The sequence below is a fragment of the Nibribacter koreensis genome (assembly GCF_039541795.1).
Classification (GTDB): Bacteria; Bacteroidota; Bacteroidia; order Cytophagales; family Hymenobacteraceae; genus Nibribacter; species Nibribacter koreensis.
This window is the reverse complement of the sequence record NZ_BAABGX010000002.1, coordinates 1704280-1726783: the sequence shown is the minus strand read 5'-3', so window position 1 is coordinate 1726783 and position 22504 is coordinate 1704280. Positions and strand designations below refer to the sequence as shown.

Here is a 22504-nt window from a genome sequence, read left to right as displayed (position 1 = left end):
GGGCGCAACCGTTTTCAACCTACTTTCTAGAAAACAGGCCAAAAACGAATGTATAGAAAGACAGCTATGCCGTCACCTCTACCACTTCCTTTTCCCCGGTCTCTAAATTCACTTTTAATAATTGATGGGCGTTGGTGTTGGTGATCCACAGGTAGCCTTGATGCACCAGCACGTCATTGGGTTCTTGCAGGGCTTCTACCACCGTTTGGATTTGCTCTTTCTCCAAGTCCAGCACTTTGACTTTGCCGTTATAGGTGTCTGCCAAATACAAGAGGCCGTTGTGGTAGGTGAGGCCCATGCAGTGCTGGAGGTAGGCCTCGTCAAAATAGCCGTCTTCATCGCCAAACTCAAAGAGGCCGCGGCCAATCAAGGTAGTGACGCTGGCCTGGTCCAGGTGCAGGGCGCGCACGGCGCTGGCCTCGGGGTCTGCAATGTAGAGGGTGCGGCCATGCAAGGCCAGGCCGCTGGGCTGGTTGAAGGCGGCTTCGCGCAGGGATCCGTCTGCCAGGGCTTCGCGGCCGGTGCCGGCAAAACGTAGCACTTGGTTGGTTTGCAAATCCAGGCGCAGAATCTGGTGGTTGCCGGCGCTGGCAATGTAGAGTTGGTGATGGTCTACTCCCAAATCCCAGGGGCTATTGGGGTTCACGGGCGCGCCTAGTTGGTCGTCAAAAAAGTAATAGCTCAGCTCGCCGGTGCCGGCTATAGTACGCACTTGCCGGGTCTCTAAGTCAATGGCTCTAACGGCGTTGTTCTTGGCGTCGGCCACGTACAGGGTTTGCCCGTTCAAGGCCAGGCCGTGCGGCTCATTGAAGGTGGCTTGGGTGTAAGCACCGTCCTTGAATCCGGCTTGGCCAGCGCCAATGGTTTCCAGTACCTGGCCGGTGGTAGAGAGCTTGAGAATACGGTTATGGCCGCTGTCTGACAGATACAAATTGCCTTCTGCGTCTGTGATGAGCTTAGAAGGAAACTTAAGCATCTGGGCCTCGGCTTGCTCCTGGGTAAAGGGGAACGGCTCACGGTTAATGCGGTCCCCGAAGGCTTCTATGAGTTGGTCCAGGTGCGGCTTGATGGTGTCATAAATTCCCTCGCCGGGTTTCTGGCCAATCACCTTTCCGTTGGGGTCAATGAGCACCACCGTGGGCCAGGCGTTGACGGCGTAATGTTTCCAGACTTCAAAATCGGCATCGTTTACGACCGGGTGCGTAATGCCAAACTTCAAGATGGCCTGCCGAATGGCTTCGTGGCTTTTCTCGGCGTCAAACTTAGCCGAGTGCACGCCAATGATGACCAACTCATGAGGGTACTCCTTTTCCAGACGGTGCAAATCTGGTAGAAGGTGCTGGCAGTTGATGCACCCGTAGGTCCAGAAGTCCAGCAAGACAATCTTCCCCCTGAAGTCTTTTAAGGTATAGGAGCGGTCTGTGTTGAGCCAGCCGTGCTTGGTGTTAATTTCGGGGGCGTTGACCACTCCTGTTAGCATAGAAAATACGTTATTGAATAGATAGACATAGGGCAATATTTTCTTAACCCGCGCTTCTAAAAAAGGTTACACCTGGCTTGGTGCTGGTTTTGATGCGTCACTTTTAAAGAAATGGGTTAGATTTGTATAAGCCCTGTAGCCCATGACACAAAGCGCTTATTTTTCAGACTTCGGAGTGATTCTGCTTTTCTTGATTGGCGGAGTGGTCTTTGTAGCGCTCGGGCTTTTTGCCAGCAGATTATTGCGGCCCAACAATCCCAACTCAGAAAAGCTGGCCACCTATGAATCTGGCGAAGAAGCCCTGGGCAACGCCTGGGGTGCTTTTAACCCGCGCTTCTACGTCATTGCCTTGGTGTTTCTTTTGTTTGAGGTGGAGCTGGTCTTCCTGTTCCCTTGGGCAGTGGTGTTTGGGGATAAAGAATTGATAGAGGCTTCTAATGGAACCTGGGGCTGGTTTGCCTTAGCCGAGATGTTCTTCTTTGTGCTGGTGCTGGCTCTGAGCCTGGCCTACGCCTGGGTGAAAGGCCACCTGGACTGGATTAAACCCAAGCCAGTGGTGCCTAAAAGCCGGTCTAAGATTCCGGGCAATTTGTACCAGCAGGTGAATGATAAGTATAAGAAGTAACCCAAGATTCTATTCAAAATCATTACCCGTATGGCATTCTTGACTGCTCTTTTTGTAAAACTGTTTCTCCTAAAATCCTCTGTTCTGCCAGACCAGCCAGCCCAAGTTTATTTAGATATCCAAGATATAAAACAGACCTTCAAGACGCTTGGCAGGGACAGTGCCGAGTTCTACTATGACAACAAATGGAACCTGGTGAAACCAGAATGCGCAGAGTACATACGGTATACAAAAATCTCTGAAGACGGTGCTTTTACTGGGCCTTTTCATGACGTCTCAAAAGCTGGCGCCTTGATCACAAGAGGCAGTTATGAAAACAAGTTAAAATCTGGGCCTTTTAAAGAGATGTATGAAAATGGGAACGTCAAATCCGCAGGCATCTATAAGAACAACGTACGGGACGGGGAATGGAAGCTATATTTTGAGGATGGCTCTCCTAACCTGGTCCTCTACTATAAAACAGGCGTGCCTATGATTGTAGCGGCCTGGAACAAGGAGGGCAAGCAAATGATTACAGGCGGCAATGGCACTATAGACCAAACAACCGGATTTAACGGCGCCTTACAGGGTATGGTAAAAGACAGCCTCATGGTTGGGAGTTGGGTCTTCATCACAAGTGGCTTTGCTATATGCAAAGAAGAATACGCTAAGGGTGTTTTTATGGAAGGTACTTTCATGTCTGGTCTTTCATCCACCTCCAAGGCGATAGGAGATAAGTACCAAGGCTCAAAAATTGATTTCCTGCAAGAACCACCTTTTGTAGCCGCTGAGAAATTTGGCTTCCGTAAGTCCTGTCCCTATTTCATCAGCACAGCTAAGTAAAAATATTTCATTTTTAGCCTATTTTCACCAAAACAACCCAAAAACGCAACCATGACACCCACAGACAAAACCGGCGAAGGCGGCGTATTCATCGCCAAACTGGACGACCTGCTCAACTGGGCCCGGCTGTCGGCGTTGTGGCCCATGGGGTTTGGGTTGGCTTGCTGTGCCATCGAGATGATGGGGGCCTATGGGTCTAACTATGACATGGATAGGTTCGGGATTCTGCCCCGGCCCTCGCCGCGCCAGAGCGACGTGATGATTGTGGCCGGCACCGTCACCTTCAAAATGGCCGACCGCATACGCCGTCTTTACGAACAGATGCCCGAACCCCGCTACGTCATTTCCATGGGATCCTGCTCTAACTGCGGCGGCCCCTATTGGGAACACGGCTACCACGTAGTCAAAGGCGTGGACCGCATCATTCCGGTAGACGTCTACGTGCCCGGCTGTCCGCCCCGCCCCGAAGCCTTGATTGGCGGCTTTATGAAACTGCAGGAACTCATTAGAAAGGAAAGTATTACGGCGCCTAGGGCCGTGTTGCGGTTGTTAGACCAGGAGAAAGCAGAAAGTTAAGAACTCTTCCGTATGGCAAACCGCCAGGTCATCCAGCAATTGTTAGAATCAGTGGAGCATCGGCCTTGGGCCTTGTGCACCAGCCCGTGGACGTATTACCAGGAATGGAATGAGGCGCTGTTCTTTCACTGGAGCGTTCCGCCAGAAGAACTGGAGCCTTTACTTCCTAAAAACTTAGAACTGAATTTACTGGACGGCAAGGCCTGGGTGTCTGTAGTGGCGTTTACCATGCAGAAGATTCACCCGAAGAAGCTGTTCCCGCTGAGTCTGGTGTCAGATTTTCTGGAGGTGAATGTGAGGACCTATGTGAGCCATCAAGACAAAGACGGCGTCTATTTCTTGAACATTGAAGCAGGCAAATCTCTTTCTGCCTGGGTGTCTAAGAAGCTATCCGGCTTGCCCTATGAAAAGGCGGCTATGACCCGTACTGTTACAGGAAATTTCAAGCGCTATCAATCGCAAAGTCTGGCCAAAGGGTTTTCATTGGACATCACTTACAGCGTAGGCCCAGAACTTACTAATAGAACGCCGCTTGACGCTTTTCTCACCGAACGCTACAGCCTGTACCTTGAAAGAGGTGGCCAACTGCACCGCTATGAAATCCATCACCTCATGTGGCCTTTGCATAAGCTCCAGATCCAGGCTGGGTCTCTTTCCTACAAGGTTGGGCAGACACAGCTTATGCTAGACAACGTAGAACAAATGCATTACTCTGAGGGCGTGAAAGTAGTGGCTTGGCCGCGCGAGACCTTGCCTGGGTAAGGCTATTTTTGCGTACCTTCCCTTATCCAACGCCTAGCCAGATGACCTTCGCAGAAATCAAAGACTTGTTGCTTACCCGGTTCGGGGAAACCGTGATTTTGGGCGAAGAGGTGCATCCTCTGCAGTCTTATGTGCTGGTGGCCGATTGGGCTTTGCCCGAGGTGGCCGAATTTCTGCATGACCAGGAGCAGACCTATTTTGACTTTCTTTCTTGCCTGACGGGCGTAGACAATGGACCAGAAGCTGGCACCCTAGAAGTAATTTATCACCTCTATTCTATCCCGTACAACCATCATTTTGCGTTAAAGGTACAGGTACCCCGCAATCTGGCAGACCAGCACCTGCCCGCCGTACCCACGGTGAGCCATGTGTGGCGGTCAGCAGATTGGCATGAGCGCGAAGTCTATGATTTGGTAGGCATCTCGTTCCCAGACCACCCAGATTTGCGGCGCATTCTGTGCGCGGCCGACTGGGAAGGACATCCGCTCAGGAAAGATTATACGTGGCCGGCAGAATACCACGGCATCAAGGTGCCCTATGACCAGCACAATGAAGAGAACGGTGTTAAAAACGATTGGAATCTACCCTCATGAGAAAGATTAGAAATATGTTCGATTTTCTGGCCCTGCTGTTTGGCGTGAGGACCAGAAACAACTTTGAAGGCCGAGTAGGCTTTTGGAACAGCTTCACGGGCACCCTGTTTTCTGTGGTGCGCTTAGCGGTGCTAGTGTGGGTAGGCGGGTTTGTGTTGATGCTACTCGTCTATGCGCTTACTTACAACCTGGTGAAAGAACGCAATACGGCCCTCAAGCTCAACCGCCTGAGCGGACAAATCGCGCAGTACTATCAAACCAGGGCAATGCTTCCGGCGCATTTGAATGAGGTGGTGGCCAATGACCCGATGATCAGGAACAACACCCTTGACAGCTGGGGCAATCGTGTGGTATATCAACCCATGCTACCCAACCAAGGCTTTAACCTGACTTCGGCGGGCAAGGACAGGAAAATAAACACGGATGATGACATTGAACGGCTAGTCACCAAAGCACCCGCGGTGAACTAGCTGTTTCCGTTTTTGCCCTGTTTTCCAGAAATTAGCTCAAAATTGATTCTCTCCTTTGGCCACCACCACGCGCTACACAGAATACCTGCTCCAGTCTGAACCCAACAAGTTTGACGTAGACAGCCTGCAACACGGCGAACTGCTCTTGAACATGGGCCCCCAGCACCCGGCCACGCACGGCGTCCTGCGGCTGGAGGTGGTCACGGACGGTGAGCTGGTGGTAGACGTGGTGCCGCACATTGGCTACCTGCACCGGTGCTTTGAGAAGCACGCCGAGGCCCTGGCCTATCACCAGACCATTCCCTACGTGGATCGCATGGACTATCTGGCCGCCATGAACTCAGAGCACGTCTGGTGCATGGCCGTGGAGAAGATGCTGGGCCTGGACGGGCAACTACCCAAGCGCGTGGAATACATACGCGTGCTGATGGCAGAGCTCAACCGCATCGCCTCGCATTTTCTGGCCATCGGGACGTACGCCATAGACATTGGCGCCTTCACCCCGTTCCTGTGGCTTTTGCGGGACCGGGAGCACATTCAGCGCCTGCTAGAGTGGGTGACGGGCGCGCGCATGCTCTACAATTACATCTGGATTGGCGGCTTGTACTATGACCTGCCTGTGGGCTTTGAGCAGCGTTGCCGCGAATTCATCCACTACCTCCTGCCCAAACTCACAGAACTGGATACGCTCCTGCTTCAGAATAAAATTTTCATTGACCGCACCGCCAACGTGGGCACGCTACCGCTAGACGTGGCCATCAATTACGGCTGTTCAGGGCCCATGCTACGTGGATCTGGATTGCGGTTTGATTTGCGCCGGGTGGACGGTTATTCTGTGTACCCAGAATTGGAGTTTGAAATCCCAATCGGGCAGGGCTTGGCCGGGGCCGTGGGCGATTGCTGGGACCGGAACTACGTGCGCGCGCAGGAGTGCCAGGAGAGCATCAAAATCATTTCGCAGTGCCTGGACCAACTGGAAGGAGACCACAAACGCACCCCAGACTTTGACCCGCAGGCTATGTGCCCTAAGAAGATACGCCCGGCGGCGCAGGACTTCTATTTTAGGGCAGAGACGCCGCGCGGTGAGTTAGGTTACTTTTTTAGGACTACCGGCCGCACCGACGTGCCGTTCCGGTGCAAAGGCCGCTCCCCCTGCTTCTCTAACCTGTCTGTGTTGCATGAAATCAGCAAAGGCTGCATGGTCTCTGACCTCATCGCCATTGTAGGTTCAGTGGACATTGTGTTGGGTGAGTTAGATAGGTGATTAGCAATGTGCCCTCCTTAAATCAGTTTATCAATTATTTAGATGGCCAAAAAACGATGAAAGAACAGCTTGTACTCTTGTTTCAATTGTTATTCCTTGGGTTCCTTTGTCTCGGCCAAGACAAGAGCATACCCCGGTATTGGGTAAACAAGGACATAGAGTGGAAGAAGACTAACACGGGAGACCCAGAACTTGACTCAATAGTCGAAGCCACAACTATTAATGCTATCATTTTCCATCCAGTTGGTAAATTTATTATGCTTTCTAGTAATGGAGGGCAATGGGGGGACTCTACTCACCAGTACGCTGATATTTTTAGGATATATAAAGGGACTTGGAAAAACAAAACAAGTAATGTGCTAGAGTTAAGCTACACCTTAATCCGCGAAAATTTGAATAATGAAAGTCCGACTACGACTGTAATCCTAGACCTTGATAAAAATGAGTTTGAGTTTGAAGGCCTTAATTATATCAAAGGTGATAAACTTACAAGCAAGACTAAGCAAAGGCTGGATAACTTTGCTCTGCACGTAAAAAGTAAGAAAAAATAAAATTTCGCCGACTAATATGGTGCATAAGCCATGCTTTAACTGACGGCTTACCTGCCAACTGATATAAGTCCATTCGAAAGCTATCAATCTATTATGACGATGCAAAGAATGCTTTCTGTTTTCCTTCTATTTTCTGAGAAACAGGCCAAAAACGATTCTATTCCTTTCTAATTCAGTAGCTTGCGCACCGCTTACACGAATTTGATATTACTTTTGTGAATTCTCTTGGCGGCTTGTGCGTTATGTCTCTGTTTCACCAAAAAATCAAGAAGCGTTTGAACCTCAGAAAATATGTAGCGGTCCCGCTCCTATCCTTGACCCTTTTAGGCAATGTGCAGGCGCAGCAGGTGACCCCGCCCGTTGAACTTTCCAGGTCCTCTGTTTCTATCCTCACCAGGACAGACTCTCTCCATAAACTGGAGAACAAGCGGAACAACAGACAATTTTTAAAGAAGGCGGTCTTGCCATCGGCGGTCTTATTAGCCGCTGGTATTTATACCATCAAAGACAATGGCTTTTACAGCAGCTATGACGCCAAAGAGGATGCCCGCGCCGAGTTCCCCAAGTTCAGTACCAAGGTAGATGACTATCTCTTCTTCGTGCCTATTGTGGGACTGTACGGGTTTAACCTGTTCTCCTCGCAGAACAAGCATGACATTAGGCGACAGACGGGATTGGTGCTGGCTTCTGGCGCCTTGACTACGGCCATAGTCTATCCCACCAAAATCTTATCTGGCCAGACGCGGCCCAACGGCTTACCGCGGGCGTTCCCATCGGGACATACGGCCTACGCGTTTACCATTGCCACCATTGCAGATAAAGAGTTCAGGGACAAGAGCCCTTGGATAAGCGTGGGCAGTTACACCATTGCCAGTGCCACGGGTGTGATGCGCGTCTTGAACAATGAGCACTGGATGTCTGACGTGCTGGCCGGCGCCGGAATTGGCATCTTATCCGTGAACACGGTCTATTGGCTGCATGACAAGCTTGCCATAAACAAAGGACTCAACGCCACGCTGGCACCCACCGTCCTGCCAAACGGCGAAATGGGCATGGGCTTGGCGGTCAAATTCTGATTATTGATTGTTTATTGTTTATTGCTGAGATAGACTAGTGGCAACATATATGATTCCGTTTTCGGGCTGTTTTAGTGAAAACAGCCCGAAAACGGAATTTTTGTTTTACTGGAGTTGGGTAAGCATTTGGTTTGAGAGACCACAGATGAGGTTGTTGGTGATAACACCAACAACGGCGGCGGGGTAGTGGCTGGAGATTAATTAGTAGTAGCTGGAAAATGACTACCACTAGTTGAATGCTATCTACAATTAGAGCGTATTGTGGTTGTGACACAGAGGTTGAATATAATGGCTACCGCTCCTTTCCTAAGAGCCTAAAAAAAGTGATGCTAGGCGATTGATTACTACATCACGCATCTTGAACACCCTGCCGCTCTCTGCACGTAGAAAGAATTACAGCACTTGTGCTTTCTTGCCAGCAATTAACAATTGACAATCAGCGATCAGCAATCAATAACATGAAAATCCTTTCCGCCGCCCAAACCCGAAAGGCCGATGCCTACACCATCCAGCATGAGCCCATCTCCTCCCTGGATTTGATGGAAAGAGCGGCTTCGGCGTTGGTAGATTGGCTTACCCAAAGGTTCTCCCCAGAGGTACCCTTTGCCATCTTCTGCGGACCCGGCAACAACGGCGGAGACGGATTGGCCGCGGCCAGGCTTCTGCACAACAGGGGCTATAATGTGCAGGTGTTTCTGGTAGAGGAACCAGACCAGACCAAATCTGACGACTTCACACAGAACCTGCACCGCCTTCCGCAGGAGCTTCCGGCGCAGTCCATTCAATCTATAGAGGATTTTTCAGAATTGTCACCAGGGACCGTGGTGCTGGATGCGCTCTTCGGGTCTGGCTTGTCCAGGCCTTTGCGCGGAGTTTATGCGCAGGTGGTGGAGAAGATGAATCAGTTGGGCGGCACCATTATTTCCGTGGATGTTCCTTCGGGTCTTTTTGCTGATGAGGCTTTGCTGCAAGACAGTACGGTGGTGCAGGCTACGCACACGGTGACTTTTGAACAGCCCAAGTTGTCGTTCCTATTGCCTTCGTCAGGCGCGTATGTGGGCGAGTGGCATGCGGTGTCTATTGCCTTGCATCCAGAATATTTACAGAATGTGGCCTCGCCTTATCAGCTCCTTACGCCCGCTTTCATAAAGTCTATTCTAAAGCCCCGGAAGAAATATGCGCACAAAGGCACCTACGGGCATGCCCTGCTCATTGGCGGGAGCTACGGCAAACTAGGCGCGCTCATCTTGTCTGCGCAAGCAGCGTTACGGGCTGGAGTGGGATTGTTGACCGTGCAAGTGCCGCAGATTGGCTACAGCATTGTACAAACCGCAGTGCCCGAAGCCATGGCTTTAACCGATCTTCATGACCTGCATTTCACGCGGTTCACTGGCCAGCCAGACGCCTATGATTGCTTGGGTATAGGACCGGGCTTGGGCCAAGCCGAAGACACCAGGTTGGCCTTGGAAGCCTTATTTAGGTTACATCTTCCGCCGCTGGTGTTAGACGCCGATGCCCTGAACCTGGTGGCCGCGGACCGGACTTTGCTCAGAACCCTACCCGAAGGAAGCATTCTGACGCCGCACCTCAAAGAGTTTGAGCGCCTGACCGGCCCCGCCACCGATGATTTTCACAGACTGCAACTGCTTCAGAGTTTCTGCCAGGAACATAAATGCTATGTGGTCTTGAAAGGAGCGCATAGTTGCGTGGGCACGCCTACGGGCGAGTATTACTTTAACAGCACCGGCAACCCAGGCATGGCCACCGGAGGCTCTGGCGACGTGCTCACGGGCATTCTCACTTCTTTGCGGGCGCAGGGCTACAGTGCCTTAGAGACGTGTTTGCTGGGCATCTATGTGCATGGTTTGGCCGGTGACTTGGCCGCGCAGGAAATGGGACAGGCTTCTCTGATTGCCTCAGACTTGTCTGCGTTTTTAGGAAAGGCGTTTCTAGCGGTAGAGAAAGGCTGATTAATCTCCAAAGAATATAGTCGTTTTTGGGCTCTTTTCCGGAAATAAAGGCAAAAACGGCTCTCTCTGTAAAAGCTTACATCAATAGCCAGACCAGCAGAAACTGCAGGAGCATCATGCCGTCGGCCAGCACCAGAAAGTAATAATGGGACCGGTTCTCATGGGCGTTCCAGACTACCCAGGCAGAACCTAGGGCAGACAGTCCCAATGCCAGACGCACTTGCCAGTTGATGGTGGCGGGTAACAAGACGGCAAACAGGAGCAATGCCATTAGTGCCAAGCGCTTGGTCTTAGCCACACCCCACTTGCCAGGGAACGTAACGGTACCCGTCATCCTGTCTTTGTTAAGGTCTCGTATGTCAAAGACCAGCGTCAAGGCAAAGATGAACAGAAACCGTCTCACAAACAGGATGAGGCTGTCAGCGGCAAACAAATCGCGGCCGGCTTCCATCTGTGGCAGTTGCACCGTAATGGCTGACCAGACATAGGCAATCAAGAAGACTTTTAGAAAAGGAATATCACGGAGCGGGATGTAGCCTTCGCGGTCTGGGAGCACGGGAATGGAATACAAGCCAGCCACCACCATCAGGTGTAGCATAAACCAGAAGCTCAACTCAAAGGCGGCCATCCAGTACAAGGCAAACACGCACAGGACGCTGGTAGCGGCAATGGCCATCAAAACCAACCGGTTCTTCTGCACCCAGGCCATGCGTTTGGTGAGGGGCACGTCCTGATTGAATTTGTAAGGAAGCAGACTGTCTGCATTATAGACAAACAGCGTGGCGAAGAACGCCATCACCCCCAGCCGGGTGGACATGGGCATGCCGCTCAGCAAATAGGTTTCCCATACCAGTGCCGTTGCGCAGGCGGCAATGAATATATTGCTGAACAAAATGAAATCCAGAATTTTTAAAAGATAGCGCATCTGTGTGAGGGCCCAACGGTTGGTTGGTAAGGCAAGATACGTTGCAGACGAGAATCCTGACAACTTGTTCTGCTTTCTCTCCTGTTTTTGGCTTATTTTTCAGAAAACAGCCCAAAAACGAAAGCGCCACTCTCTTTGTAGAAAATGGCGCTTTATGTTATTTGCTTCAGGAATACTATCCTTCGGTCCGGAAGGTGTCATTATACAACTTGATGCTGTCTTCAATGATACGGTAGGCGTCTTCGCGGCCCAGGAAGTTCTCTACTACCACTTGCTTGTTCTCCAGCTTCTTGTAGTCTTCAAAGAAGCGCTGAATCTCTAGCAAGGTATGCGGCGGCAACTCAGAGATGTCATTGATGTGCTTCACAGACATGTCATTGGCAGCCACGGCGATGATCTTGTCATCTTCCTCGTTGTTGTCAATCATCTGCATCACGCCAATCACCTTGGCATCAATAAGACACATAGGAGCCACGTCAATAGAGCAAAGCACCAGAATGTCCAAAGGATCTTTGTCATCACAGTAGGTCTGCGGAATGAAGCCATAGTTGGCAGGATAATGCACCGCTGAGAACAACACGCGGTCCAGCTTCAAAAGGCCGCTCTCTTTGTCTAACTCGTATTTTGCTTTGGATCCCTTCGGGATTTCAATGATACCGGTTACTACTGCTGGCGCCTGATCGCCGTATTCTACATCATGCCAAGGGTTGCTGGCGGTTTTTGAAATTTCTAACATACGTACTTTTAATTCTAAGCTATTATTATCGTCTTGCGCAGAAACAGATTATTTCTGCATGTATTGCTGTAAGGCTTTGCCGGTGGTACCGTTGGGCTCTTGAATGTTCAGCCAGTTGGCTAGGCTGGGGGCAATGTCTGTGATGTTGCTTCTCTGGGAGCTCTCGCCGGCCGGAATCTGCCAGCCGTACCACAACAGCGGCACGTGGGTGTCATAAGACCAGGGACTGCCGTGCGTGGTGCCTTTGGGTTCGCCGCGACCGTAGCCCTCATACCAGCCGGGCTGTAGCATCACCACCACGTCTCCGGAGCGGTACGGCATGTAGCCGTTCTCTACCAGCATCCCTAAACCGCTCTCCCAATGAGACTTCATGAGGGCGTCAGAGGTGATACAACGTAAAACACCCGGAAAACGCTGCATAAAACGGGCAGTTTCTTCCTGGATGGCCACCAAGTCTGCTTTCTTACTTTCAATGATGGCGTGGTTTAAGTACACCTGCTGGTTAAAAAAGCTGGATATCCACTCTGCCGTGCCAAATTTCTGGTTCAAATGCTTTTTGAGAGAGTCTGTCATGGCACTTCCCGTGATGACACCAGCTGGGATGCGAAGGCTCTTCATGTAATTGGGGTTATGCGCCGCACCGTGGTCTGCCGTCAAGAAAATCAACACGTTCTCCTTGCCTAGGTGGCTGTCCAAGAATTTGAGCAGGTCGGCCATGTCCTTGTCCAGGCGAAGGTAGTTGTCCTGCACTTCAATGGAATTAGGCCCGTATTGGTGACCTATGTAATCTGGCGTAGAGAAGCTCACTGCCAAAAAATCCGTCACTTGCCCTTTGCCCAGGTTCTCAGCCTTGATAGCCTCAATGGCGAAGTCCTTGGTATAGGTATTTCCGGCAGGCACAGCCCGCAATAGATCAAACGTCTTGCCGCGGTACTCTGGCAGGTTGTGCGGGAACACCGGTTTCTTCTCACCAGAGAACAGGCCTTCAAATGGCTGGTCATCGGCGGTGCTCTCGGTGTATTGTTCTATGGGCAACAGCGTCGTCCAAGGCTGGCTTAAGTACTGGTCGGCTAGTTTGCGGTTGTTGAAGGCTTGTACCCATGCCGGGAGCTCCTGCATGTAATACGTGCTGGTGATCATGTTGCCGTTGGTACCGTCAAACCAGTAAGCGGCATTGGCGGCATGCCCGGCCGGAAGAATAGAACCGCGGTCTTTCAAGCTTAGGCCAATCACTTTACTCTTCTGGTTGGTGGCCAGTTTGAGCTCATCTGTGATGGTGGTAGAGATCATGTTGACTGGTGACATCTGACCAGCGTTTGAGGTAGAGCCTACGGATTGAACCGACTTATCCTCGGTACAATAGATGTTTCTATTGGTGGTTCTGTTGTACCAGTCATTGCCTACAATGCCGTGCATGGCCGGCGTGGTGCCCGTGTAGATGGACGCGTGGCCAGGACCTGTGTAGGTGGGAACGTAGTTATAATGGTTGTTCTTGAAGTTGAAGCCTTCGCGTAGTAGGCGTTTGAACCCGTCATTAGAATACTTGCTCCAGTAGCGGTACAGGTAATCATAGCGCATCTGGTCCACTACAATGCCCACCACTAGTTTAGGCTGGGCCGGTAGGCTTTTGCGGTTTCTTTTCTGCGCTTCTGTTGTGAAGGACAACAGCAAGAGGAGAAGAACCAGGGGGAAGTTGAAAAATCTTCTTTCCATATAAGTGGAGGATGGTTAATCCGTTTTTGGGCTATTTCCCAGAAAACAGGTGAAAAACATAGCAAAGATACTAGAGCTTATAATTTGCCCTGCCCATTCTGCTAACGTTTTACAAATGATAACCTTACGATAACACGCACCGCTCTAAAATGCGAAACGCCCATCTTTTTGGATGGGCGCCGCAAATATGGGTGAAGATGGATTATCTACTGGCCGCGAGCGCCTCTGCACCACCCACAATCTCCAGGATCTCGGTGGTAATGGCCGCTTGACGCGTTCGGTTGTAGGTCAGTTTCAATTGTTTCAAGAGCTCCCCAGCGTTCTCAGTGGCTTTGTCCATGGCAGTCATACGGGCACCGTGCTCAGAAGCATTAGATTCCAATACCGCCTTGTAGATTTGAATCTTCAAAGACTTAGGAATCAACTGCTCTACAATCTCTTCTTTAGAAGGTTCAAAGATATAGTCAGAGTTGGCGTTGTTGGCCGTCTCTTCTTCAGTCTTTTCAGGGATTGGCAAGAACTGCTCTGTACGCACAATCTGGGTAGCCACGTTCTTGAACTCGTTGTACACAAGATCAATGCGATCATACTGACCCAAGATGAAGCCTTCCATGGCCTGTTCTGCGGCTACGCGTACGCGCTCAAAAGACAGGTTGTTGAAGACCGTGGTATAGTCACCGGCTAGTGTATAGTTACGCTTGGTAAAGAACTCATGTCCTTTTTTACCAATAGCCATAATCTCTACGTTACCGGCGGCCTCTTGTGCGCTGTATCTCTCTTTAATCAAAAGGTTGGCCGCTTTCATCACGTTAGAGTTGAAAGCCCCGCACAAACCGCGGTCAGAGGTTACCACAATGATCAATACCCGCTGCACGTCACGCTTCTGCGAATAGATATTAGTGTCTGACTCTGCGTTTACCGTAGAGACGTTAGACAGAATACTGTTCAAGCGTTGTGCATAGGGACGCATACGGATAATGTTGTCCTGTGCTCTTCTCAACTTGGCCGCCGCCACCATTTTCATGGCTTTGGTGATCTGTTGCGTAGACCCAATGGAAACAATTCTATTGCGTACTTCTTTTAAACTAGCCATTAATAGTTAGTCAAATATGAACAGAGAAAGAAGAGCCTGCCGGGTGGGCAAAGCTCTTCTTCTGTTGAGTTAATTAGTTACGATATCTGGCGGTGATGTCACGAGCCACTTGCTTCAGCTCGTTGGTCACGTTGTCATCAATCTTGCCTGCTTTCAAGGCATCCAATACCGGACGGTGCTGTGCGTTCATGGTCATCAAGAACTCTTTCTCAAAGGCACGAACTTCGTTCACCGGCACGTCATCAATCAGACCGTTGGTACAGCAGTAGATCATAGCCACCTGGTCTTCTACAGATACTGGAGAGAACTGTGGTTGCTTCAATACTTCTAAGTTTCTACGGCCACGCTCAATGGTCAACTTAGTAGCGGCATCTAGGTCAGAACCAAACTTAGCGAAGGCTTCCAATTCACGGAACTGCGCCTGGTCTAGCTTCAAGGTACCAGCCACTTTCTTCATGGACTTGATCTGGGCGTTACCACCTACACGTGATACCGAGATACCTACGTTGATAGCTGGACGGATACCAGAGTTGAACAAGTTAGTCTCCAAGAAGATCTGACCGTCTGTGATAGAGATCACGTTGGTTGGGATATAGGCAGAAACGTCACCAGCCTGGGTCTCAATGATTGGAAGGGCCGTTAAAGATCCACCACCTTTCACTAAGTGTTTGATAGACTCTGGCAAGTCGTTCATGTCTTGCGCAATAGAGTCAGAGGCGTTGATCTTAGCCGCACGCTCTAACAAACGAGAGTGAAGGTAGAATACGTCACCTGGATAGGCCTCACGTCCTGGAGGACGACGAAGCAACAAAGACACCTCGCGGTACGCAACTGCTTGCTTAGACAAGTCATCATAAACTACTAGTGCAGGACGACCGGTATCACGGAAGAACTCACCAATAGCAGCGCCTGTAAACGGCGCGTAGAATTGCATTGGAGCAGGGTCAGCGGCAGGGGCGGCAACTACTACTGTGTAACGCATAGCGCCACCAGCTTGTAGAGCGTTCACAATCTGTGCAACCGTAGAAGCCTTCTGGCCAACCGCTACATAGATACAGAATACAGGCTCACCTCTGTCAAAGAACTCACCCTGGTTGATGATAGTATCAATAGCCACGGCAGTCTTACCTGTCTGACGGTCACCAATGATCAACTCACGCTGGCCACGGCCAATCGGAATCATGGAGTCAATGGCTTTGATACCAGTCTGCATCGGCTCATTTACCGGCTGGCGGTAGATAACACCTGGTGCTTTTCTTTCAATTGGCATCTCATATAGCTCACCAACCAAAGGACCTTTACCATCAATTGGCTGACCCAAGGTGTTCACTACACGACCTACCATGCCATCACCTACGCGAACGGAGGCAATTTTATTTGTTTTCTTTACAGTATCGCCTTCTTTAACGTTGCTGTAGTCACCCAACAATACCGCACCCACATTGTCTTCCTCTAAGTTAAGAACAAGGGCCTGCAGACCGTTTTCGAATTCTAACAACTCACCAGACTGTGCCTTGGATAAGCCGTAGATACGAGCAACACCGTCACCAACTTGCAAAACAGTACCAACTTCTTCTAGTTCAGCCTCTGTTCTGAAGTTTGACAGTTGTTCTCTTAATATCGCTGATACTTCATCAGGTCTAACTTCTGCCATGATTATAGTTTAGTAATGTATGGATTTTCTTTAAACTTATTTTTCAACTTCTGCACCTTGGCGCGGACTGTGTTATCAATCTGCTCATCTCCAACGCGCAATACGTACCCGCCTACTACGGCTGGGTTCACCACTTCTTTCAGGTCTACTGTTTTACCAGAGCGCTCTCTCACCATGTTCTGGAAAGTGGCACGCAGGTCTTCAGTCAATGGAACGGCAGTGGTCACCGTTGCTATTTGAATGCCTTTTACCTCGTTGTACTGGGTCACAAACTCTGTGGCCACCGTCTCAAGGATTTTCTCGCGGTTCTTTTGAGTAAGAATCTTGAAGAAGGCAAGGGTCAACTCGGTTACCTTCCCTGAGAAAATAGAGGTAAGGATGGCGAGTTTCTTATCGTGTTTTACAATTGGGTTTTGCAACACCAGGTGCAAGTCGCGGGTCTCGGCAACGGCCTTTGTAAACAAAAGCATGTCTGCGTACACCTGCTCTAGCTGGCCTCTTTCATTGGCTAGCTCCAACAGCGACTTGGCGTATCTGGAGGCAACTCTAACGTCTGACATCTCTCTAGCGTGGTTTAAGGTTCAGGCTTCCTTTTCAATGGGCGGGAAGCGGCTCGCCTTTACCGGTCTTAGCTTAAGTTGGCGTCCTGTAGGTAGCTTTGCACCAGAGCACGTTGCGCCTGCTCGTCTTGCAACTCGCGGTTCAACAGTTTCTCAGCAATGTTGATAGACAAGGTAGCTGCCAGGTTCTTCACCTCGGTCAAGGCTGCCTGCTTCTCATGGCCAATGGCCTCACGGGCGTTCTCAATCATGCGCTGTCCTTCTTCATTGGCTTTGGCACGAGCTCCTTCTACCAGCGCGTTAGCTGTTTCAGAAGCCTCTTTCAAGATGCGCTCACGCTCAACACGGGCTTCGTTCAAAAGGCGCTCGTTGTCAGCTTTTAAAGACTGCATCTCTAGCTTGGCTTTCTCAGCCATCTGCAAGGCGCTGTCAATAGATTGCTCACGTTCGCGCAAGGCTGCCATGATAGGCTTCCAGGCAAACTTAGACAATAAGAACATCACAATCAGGAAAGTGACTGCTTGCCAGATAAGTAGCCCTATGTTTGGAGTTACTAATGGATTCATTTCTTTCTATTTAAAGTCTTGGAGGGCAATCCCTCTAATAACGCATATACTCTACTTGTTCTCCCTTTATCACTTCATCCCGTCCAGACCAATCGTCAGGACGGGAGAAGGATAGAATCATCTTACTTGATGAAAGAGATCAGAAGGCAAACAACCACCCCGAAAAGGGCAACACCTTCAATAAGAGCAGAAGCAATAATCATTGCAGTCTGGATCTTACCACCGGCCTCAGGTTGTCTTGCAATAGACTCCATGGCAGAGCCACCGATTCTACCGATACCAAGACCAGCGCCAAGAGCAACTAAACCAGCACCGATACCGGCACCCATAATCGCGAAACCTGCGCCTTCTGACAAAGCTTGAAGCAATAATGCTAACATAATTGTAGGTATATATAGTTAAAAAAGAAATTCAGATTAATGATGCGGGTCTACCGCGTAAGGAGCGTCGCCGTGGCCTAAGTCACCGTGACCGTCATGCTCTTCTACCGCGCCGCCAAAGTACATGGCAGACAGCAGGGTAAAAATGTACGCTTGCAGTAAAGCCACAAACAGCTCCAAAAAGTTCATGAACACAGCAAAAGCTACACTCACCGGACCAATGGCAATAGACTTGAAGATAAAGATCAAGCTAAACAAGGAAAGAATGATGATGTGACCTGCCGTGATGTTGGCAAAAAGTCGAACCATCAAAGAGAATGGCTTGGTAAAGATACCAATTACCTCTACCAGTGGCATGATAGGAATACCCCACTTCAACCACCACGGAACGCCCGGCGTGTTGAAGATGTGACCCCAGTACGATTTGTTACCACTGAATACCGTGATCAACAAGGTGAATACTGCTAAGATCAACGTCACCGTGATGTTACCGGTCAAGTTGGCACCACCTGGCAATAAGCCTAACAGGTTATTGAACCAGATAAAAAAGAACACGGTCAACAAATACGGCATGTAGCGCTCATACTTAGGCCCGATGTTGGTTTTGGCAATCTCGTCTCGTACAAAGATGATGATGGGCTCAAAGAAAGACTGAATACCTCTTGGGCCTCTGCCTCTGTTCTTTTTGTACGCGCCGGCAATAGACATGAACACCAAGAACAACAGCAACACACTAACCAGCATGGAGGCCACGTTCTTAGTAATAGAAAGATCCAAAGGACCCACTGCTTTGGCTTCGCCGTCAGCGGTGGTTACGGCTCTTGGCTTGCCATTGGCATCTGCATAGTAAATATGCCCATGCTCCATCACGTAGCCCTTGTAAGGCTGTAATTGATGGTCTGCATTGTAGAAGTTAGACGAGGAGAAGACATCCCACCCGTTTTCACCATTTACAATCACTGGAAGGGGAAGCACCAGACCGTCAGCGAAATGCCATGTGTAATCATCACCAATGTGGTGCATGATCATGTCGCCGGGCTTGAATTCTCCACCCTCAGTAGATTCTGCCGCCTGGGCTGAAAAAGTAAGAATAGAAAGCAGAAAAACGAATATCTTCTTCATTAAGAGCGGTTTAAAAGTAACGTGCCTTAGTTGACACATTCCCCTAGATTTGCTTTTTTGAATTTTGGCGCAAGTTACTCAACAATGAGTAGATTTCAAATGCGGTATAAATAAAATAAAGCACGAAAAAGTTGAACACGAATTGTATTACCCGCTCCTCGTTATAAAATCTATATATAAAAATTGCTATAATCACGAACACCATCCGCACACCCATGGACGCATAATAATAGGCATGCAAGTGCTCCTGATCATGCTTTAAGCCCATGTGCGCCACATAATGGGCAAAGGCCGTCACAAAAACAAAGAATCCAATCATCCACCAGATGAGCGGGTGCACCACTTGGTTTCCATTAAACGCTATGAAACCACTAGCTACCAGCACCACCAAACCGGTGATCAAAACCAGTCCTCTAATAAAATTCACGCTAATCTTTTTTGGTAAGGGAGACAATGACCAGGTACATAGAAGCGGCAATAGCCACCAACAACAGACCCAAAGTCCACCACGGTGTGTCATTGCCAAAATAGGCATCCAGCTTGCGTCCGCCCAACGCGGCCAGCACCATGATGCCTATCATCTGAAACGCCAGGCCAGAATATTTAAGGTAGGGCTTGGCCTGTGACTCTTGACGCTTATTCTCTAATGGTTTCTTTTCTGGCTCCATAGGTCATTTCTTTGGCAAAGGTACAAAAGCATCTTAAATGGTAAGGCCTTGTAAATCTTGCGTTTTTGGGCTATTTTCTAGAAATCAGGCAAAAAACGGCTTAAGCATATCCATCTGCAACGGCCCTGCGTTATCTATCTCACGGGCATTTGCGTACTAGGGTAGCATGAACCCAAAAAAGCGTAAGTTTGCTATATAGTAATGCGCCTTCCGGATAGGCTCATGCATACGTCCTTCTGCTGACAGAAAGACGGGTTACCGGTAAAATAAATCTAACCCTGCACAGTTCTACTGTTGTCCCAATATCCTATACGTTGAAGCTGACGCGTTTCTTTGTCTATTTTCTCCTGTTTGGCCTGCTGGCTGGTTGCTCTTCTGAGAAGAACGGGCCCATAAGCCGCGCCTACCGCAATTTGAACGCCCGGTTCAACGGCTACTTTCTGGCCAAGGAGAAGATGCTGGAAATTGAGAACAAACTGGCCGCCGCCAACATCAATGACTACAACCGCATCTTGGATGTCTTACCACCCATAGACACCACCGTACTCAAAACGCTTCAGCCAGACCTGGACGAAGTCATCAAGCGCGCCTCCTTCCCCATTGCACGTCATCCCAAGTCCAAATGGATAGATGATAGCTATGTATTAATTGGCAAAGCCCGTTATTACCAAGGAGAGGAAGCCGAGGCCATCAAGACCTTTAGGTACGTGCAGTCCACCAGCAAAGACCCCAATGCCAAGCATGCCGCGCTGGTCTGGCTAATGCGTACGTATTTGAGAGCCAAGGACTATGATAATGCCTCCTCTATCTCAGAGCTGTTCAGAAATGAGCGCATGAACGAGGACAACGGCCGCGAGTTGCTCTTGACCCGAGCGCAATTGGCTAGTGAGCAGAACAACCTGCCCGGCATGATCGCCAACCTGGAGAATGCCCTGCCTTTTGTGGAGAAGCGAGATGAAGAGTCCAGAGTACGCTTTATCCTGGGCCAAGCCTACCAAGCCACCAACCAGGATGCCAAAGCCTATGAGCAATTCTCAAAGATTCTCAAAAACAGGCCGCCGTATGAGCTAGGATTCTATTCCAAACTGAGCCAGGCCCAAGTAACTGAGCTGAAGGATGCCACTGATCAGGACAAAGTAGAAGGCTTCTTAAACAACCTGGCTAAGGACGAAAAGAACCGGGAGTACCTGGACAAAATTTACTATGACCTGGCGCGCCTGGAGTTGAAGCAAAAGCAGTACCCGGCCTCTTTAGACTACCTGGGCAAATCTACCAGAGCCTCTACTACTAACCGCACCCAGAAAGCCTATTCCTATTTATTGGCCGGTCAGATTCATTACGAGCACCTGCAACAGTACAAACTGGCTCAAGCCTATTATGACAGCACGCTGCAACTGTTGCCCCAAAACACGCTGGGCTATGAAGAACTAGCCGACCGGCGAACGGTCCTCACCGCCTTTACCCAGCAATTAGAAATCATCAGGACAGAGGACAGCTTACAGGCCTTGGCCCAACTGCCCGTGGCAGAACGCACCCAGCGCATAGCCCAGCAGATTGAAATGGAGCAACAAGCCCAGGCCACAGCCGCTACGGCACAAGCTAACAATAGAACTAACACTGGCACGTCTGGCCCTCCGCCGGCCGGAGGCTTTGGCGCCGCGGGCGGCACCTGGTACTTTGACAACCCCGTGGCCATGGCGGGCGCTAGAAACGACTTCTTACGCGTATGGGGAGAACGCCCTCTTCAGGACAACTGGCGCAGGGCTACTGCGCTGTCTATGGGCGGCGGGCAAACAGCAGATGCTACCACCAGACCAGCCATAGACAGTGTAGCTCTAGCCGCCGCCAACGCTCAGAAACAGGAAGCTTATTTACAAGCCATTCCAGTAACGGCAGAGCAACGCCAAGCCTCTGACAAGAAAATTGAGGAAGCCTTGTTTACCCTAGCCAATATCTACCAACAGCGCTTGCGGGAGCCAGAGCAGGCTTCTAAAACCTTCCAACAATTGTTGCAACGGTTCCCTAACACGGTGCATGCCTCAGAAGCCTATTATAGCCTCTTTGTGATTGCGCAGTCCCAAAGCCAACCTGACCAAGCCGCGCAATACGCCAAGGTGTTGAAAGACCGCTTCCCCAACTCTAAGTACAGCCGACTGATTGACCAACCAGACTTCTTGAGTCAGTTTACAGCAGAGAATGCCGCTGCGCATGCCCTCTATGACACTGCCTACCAACAGTATGAGCAAGAGAAATATGCCTTGGCCTCTGCTACCTTAGGCGAGATCAAGGACAAGTACCCGGGCAACGACATTCCAGACCAGATTGCCTTCTTACAGACCTTGATCACGGGCCGCACCCAATCACCAGCCGCCTTTAAAACTGCTTTGGAGAATTTCCAGACCCAATACCCAGACAGCCCTTTGCAAGACAGAGCCAAATCCTTGCTTGGTCTACACCAGCGTCTGGAGAGCGGCGAACTAAACAAAGTGGCAGAGCCTGCCCCAGCACCTCCGCCAGCGGCTGAAATACCAACATACAAACTGAATCTGGACGCTCCGCACGCTTTCATCATCGCTTATCCTAATGACAGCCTGGCGGCCCAGAAGATGATGACATCTTTCCAACAGTATAACACCCGTTATCATGCTAAGAAGAACCTGACTACCCAGGTCATTGCCTTAACAGATAGCGCCAGGCTTATTGTAGTACAGCCGTTTGCAGACTACAAAGCCACTGATCAGTTTTCCAGATTGCAACAGGCCCGTAACTCTCCCTTGGTTACCGTAAAAGGCCCGAAATTTGCTACCTTTGTGATATCCGCAGAGAACCTGCTGTTGTTACAACAGCTCAAGGACTTGCCTGCGTATTTAGCCTTCTTTGAAAAAAATTACCAATAGT

The 22504-nt window shown here is 50.0% G+C and carries 23 protein-coding genes; 11 read left to right on the top strand and 12 right to left on the bottom strand.

Annotated features, from left to right (window positions below; translation table 11 throughout):
- Positions 1–64: 64 nt before the first annotated feature.
- On the bottom strand, positions 65–1480 hold the full coding sequence (locus tag ABD880_RS14720) for a thioredoxin-like domain-containing protein (RefSeq protein ID WP_345167655.1): 1416 nt from the start codon (positions 1478–1480) through the stop codon (positions 65–67).
- Positions 1481–1622: 142 nt separating this feature from the next.
- On the opposite strand from ABD880_RS14720, the gene ABD880_RS14715 reads away from it, so the two are divergent.
- From ABD880_RS14715 to ABD880_RS14670, 10 genes are all read left to right on the top strand, one after another.
- Entirely contained in the window at positions 1623–2105 is a 483-nt protein-coding gene (locus tag ABD880_RS14715) for an NADH-quinone oxidoreductase subunit A (RefSeq protein ID WP_345167653.1), read from the top strand.
- Between the two features lie 30 nt (positions 2106–2135).
- Positions 2136–2927, top strand: a complete 792-nt coding sequence (locus ABD880_RS14710) for a toxin-antitoxin system YwqK family antitoxin (protein ID WP_345167651.1) — start codon at positions 2136–2138, stop codon at positions 2925–2927.
- Positions 2928–2978: 51 nt separating this feature from the next.
- Positions 2979–3503, top strand: a complete 525-nt coding sequence (nuoB, locus tag ABD880_RS14705; RefSeq protein WP_345167648.1) for an NADH-quinone oxidoreductase subunit NuoB — start codon at positions 2979–2981, stop codon at positions 3501–3503.
- 12 nt (positions 3504–3515) lie between these two features.
- The gene (locus ABD880_RS14700; RefSeq protein WP_345167646.1) at positions 3516–4265 is read left to right on the top strand and encodes a YqjF family protein; all 750 of its coding nucleotides are present in this window, start codon (positions 3516–3518) and stop codon (positions 4263–4265) included.
- A 41-nt stretch (positions 4266–4306) separates the two neighbouring features.
- Entirely contained in the window at positions 4307–4858 is a 552-nt protein-coding gene (locus ABD880_RS14695; RefSeq protein WP_345167644.1) for an NADH-quinone oxidoreductase subunit C, read from the top strand.
- Positions 4855–5328, top strand: a complete 474-nt coding sequence (locus ABD880_RS14690; RefSeq protein ID WP_345167642.1) for a hypothetical protein — start codon at positions 4855–4857, stop codon at positions 5326–5328. Before ABD880_RS14695 ends, ABD880_RS14690 begins: the two co-directional genes overlap by 4 nt.
- Before the next feature lie 85 nt (positions 5329–5413).
- Positions 5414–6592: an NADH-quinone oxidoreductase subunit D gene (locus ABD880_RS14685; protein ID WP_345168073.1), complete on the top strand. Its 1179-nt coding sequence runs from the start codon at positions 5414–5416 to the stop codon at positions 6590–6592.
- 56 nt (positions 6593–6648) lie between these two features.
- Positions 6649–7143 (top strand): hypothetical protein, encoded by a 495-nt coding sequence (locus tag ABD880_RS14680; protein WP_345167639.1) that lies wholly within the window; start codon positions 6649–6651, stop codon positions 7141–7143.
- 275 nt (positions 7144–7418) lie between these two features.
- The gene (locus tag ABD880_RS14675) at positions 7419–8219 is read left to right on the top strand and encodes a phosphatase PAP2 family protein (protein WP_345167636.1); all 801 of its coding nucleotides are present in this window, start codon (positions 7419–7421) and stop codon (positions 8217–8219) included.
- 458 nt (positions 8220–8677) lie between these two features.
- Positions 8678–10189: an NAD(P)H-hydrate dehydratase gene (locus tag ABD880_RS14670; RefSeq protein WP_345167633.1), complete on the top strand. Its 1512-nt coding sequence runs from the start codon at positions 8678–8680 to the stop codon at positions 10187–10189.
- Positions 10190–10265: 76 nt separating this feature from the next.
- Here ABD880_RS14670 and ABD880_RS14665 read toward each other — a convergent pair whose 3' ends face one another.
- From ABD880_RS14665 to ABD880_RS14615, 11 genes are all read right to left on the bottom strand, one after another.
- Complete coding sequence (locus ABD880_RS14665; protein WP_345167630.1) at positions 10266–11114, bottom strand: UbiA family prenyltransferase; 849 nt, start codon at positions 11112–11114, stop codon at positions 10266–10268.
- A 175-nt stretch (positions 11115–11289) separates the two neighbouring features.
- Entirely contained in the window at positions 11290–11850 is a 561-nt protein-coding gene (locus tag ABD880_RS14660) for an inorganic diphosphatase (RefSeq protein ID WP_345167628.1), read from the bottom strand.
- Positions 11851–11898: 48 nt separating this feature from the next.
- Positions 11899–13563 (bottom strand): alkaline phosphatase PafA, encoded by a 1665-nt coding sequence (gene pafA, locus ABD880_RS14655; protein ID WP_345167625.1) that lies wholly within the window; start codon positions 13561–13563, stop codon positions 11899–11901.
- Positions 13564–13765: 202 nt separating this feature from the next.
- Complete coding sequence (gene atpG / locus ABD880_RS14650) at positions 13766–14656, bottom strand: ATP synthase F1 subunit gamma (protein WP_066506553.1); 891 nt, start codon at positions 14654–14656, stop codon at positions 13766–13768.
- Between the two features lie 73 nt (positions 14657–14729).
- A complete protein-coding gene (atpA, locus tag ABD880_RS14645; protein ID WP_345167620.1) occupies positions 14730–16310 on the bottom strand; it encodes a F0F1 ATP synthase subunit alpha in 1581 nt (526 codons plus the stop codon).
- Between the two features lie 2 nt (positions 16311–16312).
- Positions 16313–16870, bottom strand: coding sequence for an ATP synthase F1 subunit delta (gene atpH, locus ABD880_RS14640; RefSeq protein WP_345167618.1), 558 nt, complete (start codon positions 16868–16870; stop codon positions 16313–16315).
- Between the two features lie 68 nt (positions 16871–16938).
- A complete protein-coding gene (locus ABD880_RS14635; RefSeq protein WP_345167616.1) occupies positions 16939–17436 on the bottom strand; it encodes a F0F1 ATP synthase subunit B in 498 nt (165 codons plus the stop codon).
- A gap of 122 nt (positions 17437–17558) precedes the next feature.
- The gene (gene atpE / locus ABD880_RS14630; RefSeq protein ID WP_066506565.1) at positions 17559–17816 is read right to left on the bottom strand and encodes an ATP synthase F0 subunit C; all 258 of its coding nucleotides are present in this window, start codon (positions 17814–17816) and stop codon (positions 17559–17561) included.
- Positions 17817–17852: 36 nt separating this feature from the next.
- A complete protein-coding gene (atpB, locus tag ABD880_RS14625; RefSeq protein WP_345167612.1) occupies positions 17853–18938 on the bottom strand; it encodes a F0F1 ATP synthase subunit A in 1086 nt (361 codons plus the stop codon).
- A 43-nt stretch (positions 18939–18981) separates the two neighbouring features.
- Positions 18982–19365: a hypothetical protein gene (locus ABD880_RS14620; protein WP_345167609.1), complete on the bottom strand. Its 384-nt coding sequence runs from the start codon at positions 19363–19365 to the stop codon at positions 18982–18984.
- Position 19366: 1 nt separating this feature from the next.
- Positions 19367–19606: an AtpZ/AtpI family protein gene (locus ABD880_RS14615; RefSeq protein WP_345167607.1), complete on the bottom strand. Its 240-nt coding sequence runs from the start codon at positions 19604–19606 to the stop codon at positions 19367–19369.
- A gap of 314 nt (positions 19607–19920) precedes the next feature.
- Between ABD880_RS14615 and porW the strand changes: the two genes are divergently transcribed.
- Complete coding sequence (gene porW, locus ABD880_RS14610; RefSeq protein WP_345167605.1) at positions 19921–22503, top strand: type IX secretion system periplasmic lipoprotein PorW/SprE; 2583 nt, start codon at positions 19921–19923, stop codon at positions 22501–22503.
- The last annotated feature ends 1 nt before the right edge of the window (position 22504 follow it).

What these genes read in the sequence shown, in the direction of transcription:
- ABD880_RS14720 (WP_345167655.1), bottom strand. Translation starts at nt 1,480, where the DNA reads ATGCTAACAGGAGTGGTCAACGCCCCCGAAATTAACACCAAGCACGGC.
- ABD880_RS14715 (WP_345167653.1), top strand. Translation starts at nt 1,623, where the DNA reads ATGACACAAAGCGCTTATTTTTCAGACTTCGGAGTGATTCTGCTTTTC.
- ABD880_RS14710 (WP_345167651.1), top strand. Translation starts at nt 2,136, where the DNA reads ATGGCATTCTTGACTGCTCTTTTTGTAAAACTGTTTCTCCTAAAATCC.
- nuoB (WP_345167648.1), top strand. Translation starts at nt 2,979, where the DNA reads ATGACACCCACAGACAAAACCGGCGAAGGCGGCGTATTCATCGCCAAA.
- ABD880_RS14700 (WP_345167646.1), top strand. Translation starts at nt 3,516, where the DNA reads ATGGCAAACCGCCAGGTCATCCAGCAATTGTTAGAATCAGTGGAGCAT.
- ABD880_RS14695 (WP_345167644.1), top strand. Translation starts at nt 4,307, where the DNA reads ATGACCTTCGCAGAAATCAAAGACTTGTTGCTTACCCGGTTCGGGGAA.
- ABD880_RS14690 (WP_345167642.1), top strand. Translation starts at nt 4,855, where the DNA reads ATGAGAAAGATTAGAAATATGTTCGATTTTCTGGCCCTGCTGTTTGGC.
- ABD880_RS14680 (WP_345167639.1), top strand. Translation starts at nt 6,649, where the DNA reads ATGAAAGAACAGCTTGTACTCTTGTTTCAATTGTTATTCCTTGGGTTC.
- ABD880_RS14670 (WP_345167633.1), top strand. Translation starts at nt 8,678, where the DNA reads ATGAAAATCCTTTCCGCCGCCCAAACCCGAAAGGCCGATGCCTACACC.
- ABD880_RS14665 (WP_345167630.1), bottom strand. Translation starts at nt 11,114, where the DNA reads ATGCGCTATCTTTTAAAAATTCTGGATTTCATTTTGTTCAGCAATATA.
- ABD880_RS14660 (WP_345167628.1), bottom strand. Translation starts at nt 11,850, where the DNA reads ATGTTAGAAATTTCAAAAACCGCCAGCAACCCTTGGCATGATGTAGAA.
- pafA (WP_345167625.1), bottom strand. Translation starts at nt 13,563, where the DNA reads ATGGAAAGAAGATTTTTCAACTTCCCCCTGGTTCTTCTCCTCTTGCTG.
- atpG (WP_066506553.1), bottom strand. Translation starts at nt 14,656, where the DNA reads ATGGCTAGTTTAAAAGAAGTACGCAATAGAATTGTTTCCATTGGGTCT.
- atpA (WP_345167620.1), bottom strand. Translation starts at nt 16,310, where the DNA reads ATGGCAGAAGTTAGACCTGATGAAGTATCAGCGATATTAAGAGAACAA.
- atpH (WP_345167618.1), bottom strand. Translation starts at nt 16,870, where the DNA reads ATGTCAGACGTTAGAGTTGCCTCCAGATACGCCAAGTCGCTGTTGGAG.
- ABD880_RS14635 (WP_345167616.1), bottom strand. Translation starts at nt 17,436, where the DNA reads ATGAATCCATTAGTAACTCCAAACATAGGGCTACTTATCTGGCAAGCA.
- atpE (WP_066506565.1), bottom strand. Translation starts at nt 17,816, where the DNA reads ATGTTAGCATTATTGCTTCAAGCTTTGTCAGAAGGCGCAGGTTTCGCG.
- atpB (WP_345167612.1), bottom strand. Translation starts at nt 18,938, where the DNA reads ATGAAGAAGATATTCGTTTTTCTGCTTTCTATTCTTACTTTTTCAGCC.
- ABD880_RS14615 (WP_345167607.1), bottom strand. Translation starts at nt 19,606, where the DNA reads ATGGAGCCAGAAAAGAAACCATTAGAGAATAAGCGTCAAGAGTCACAG.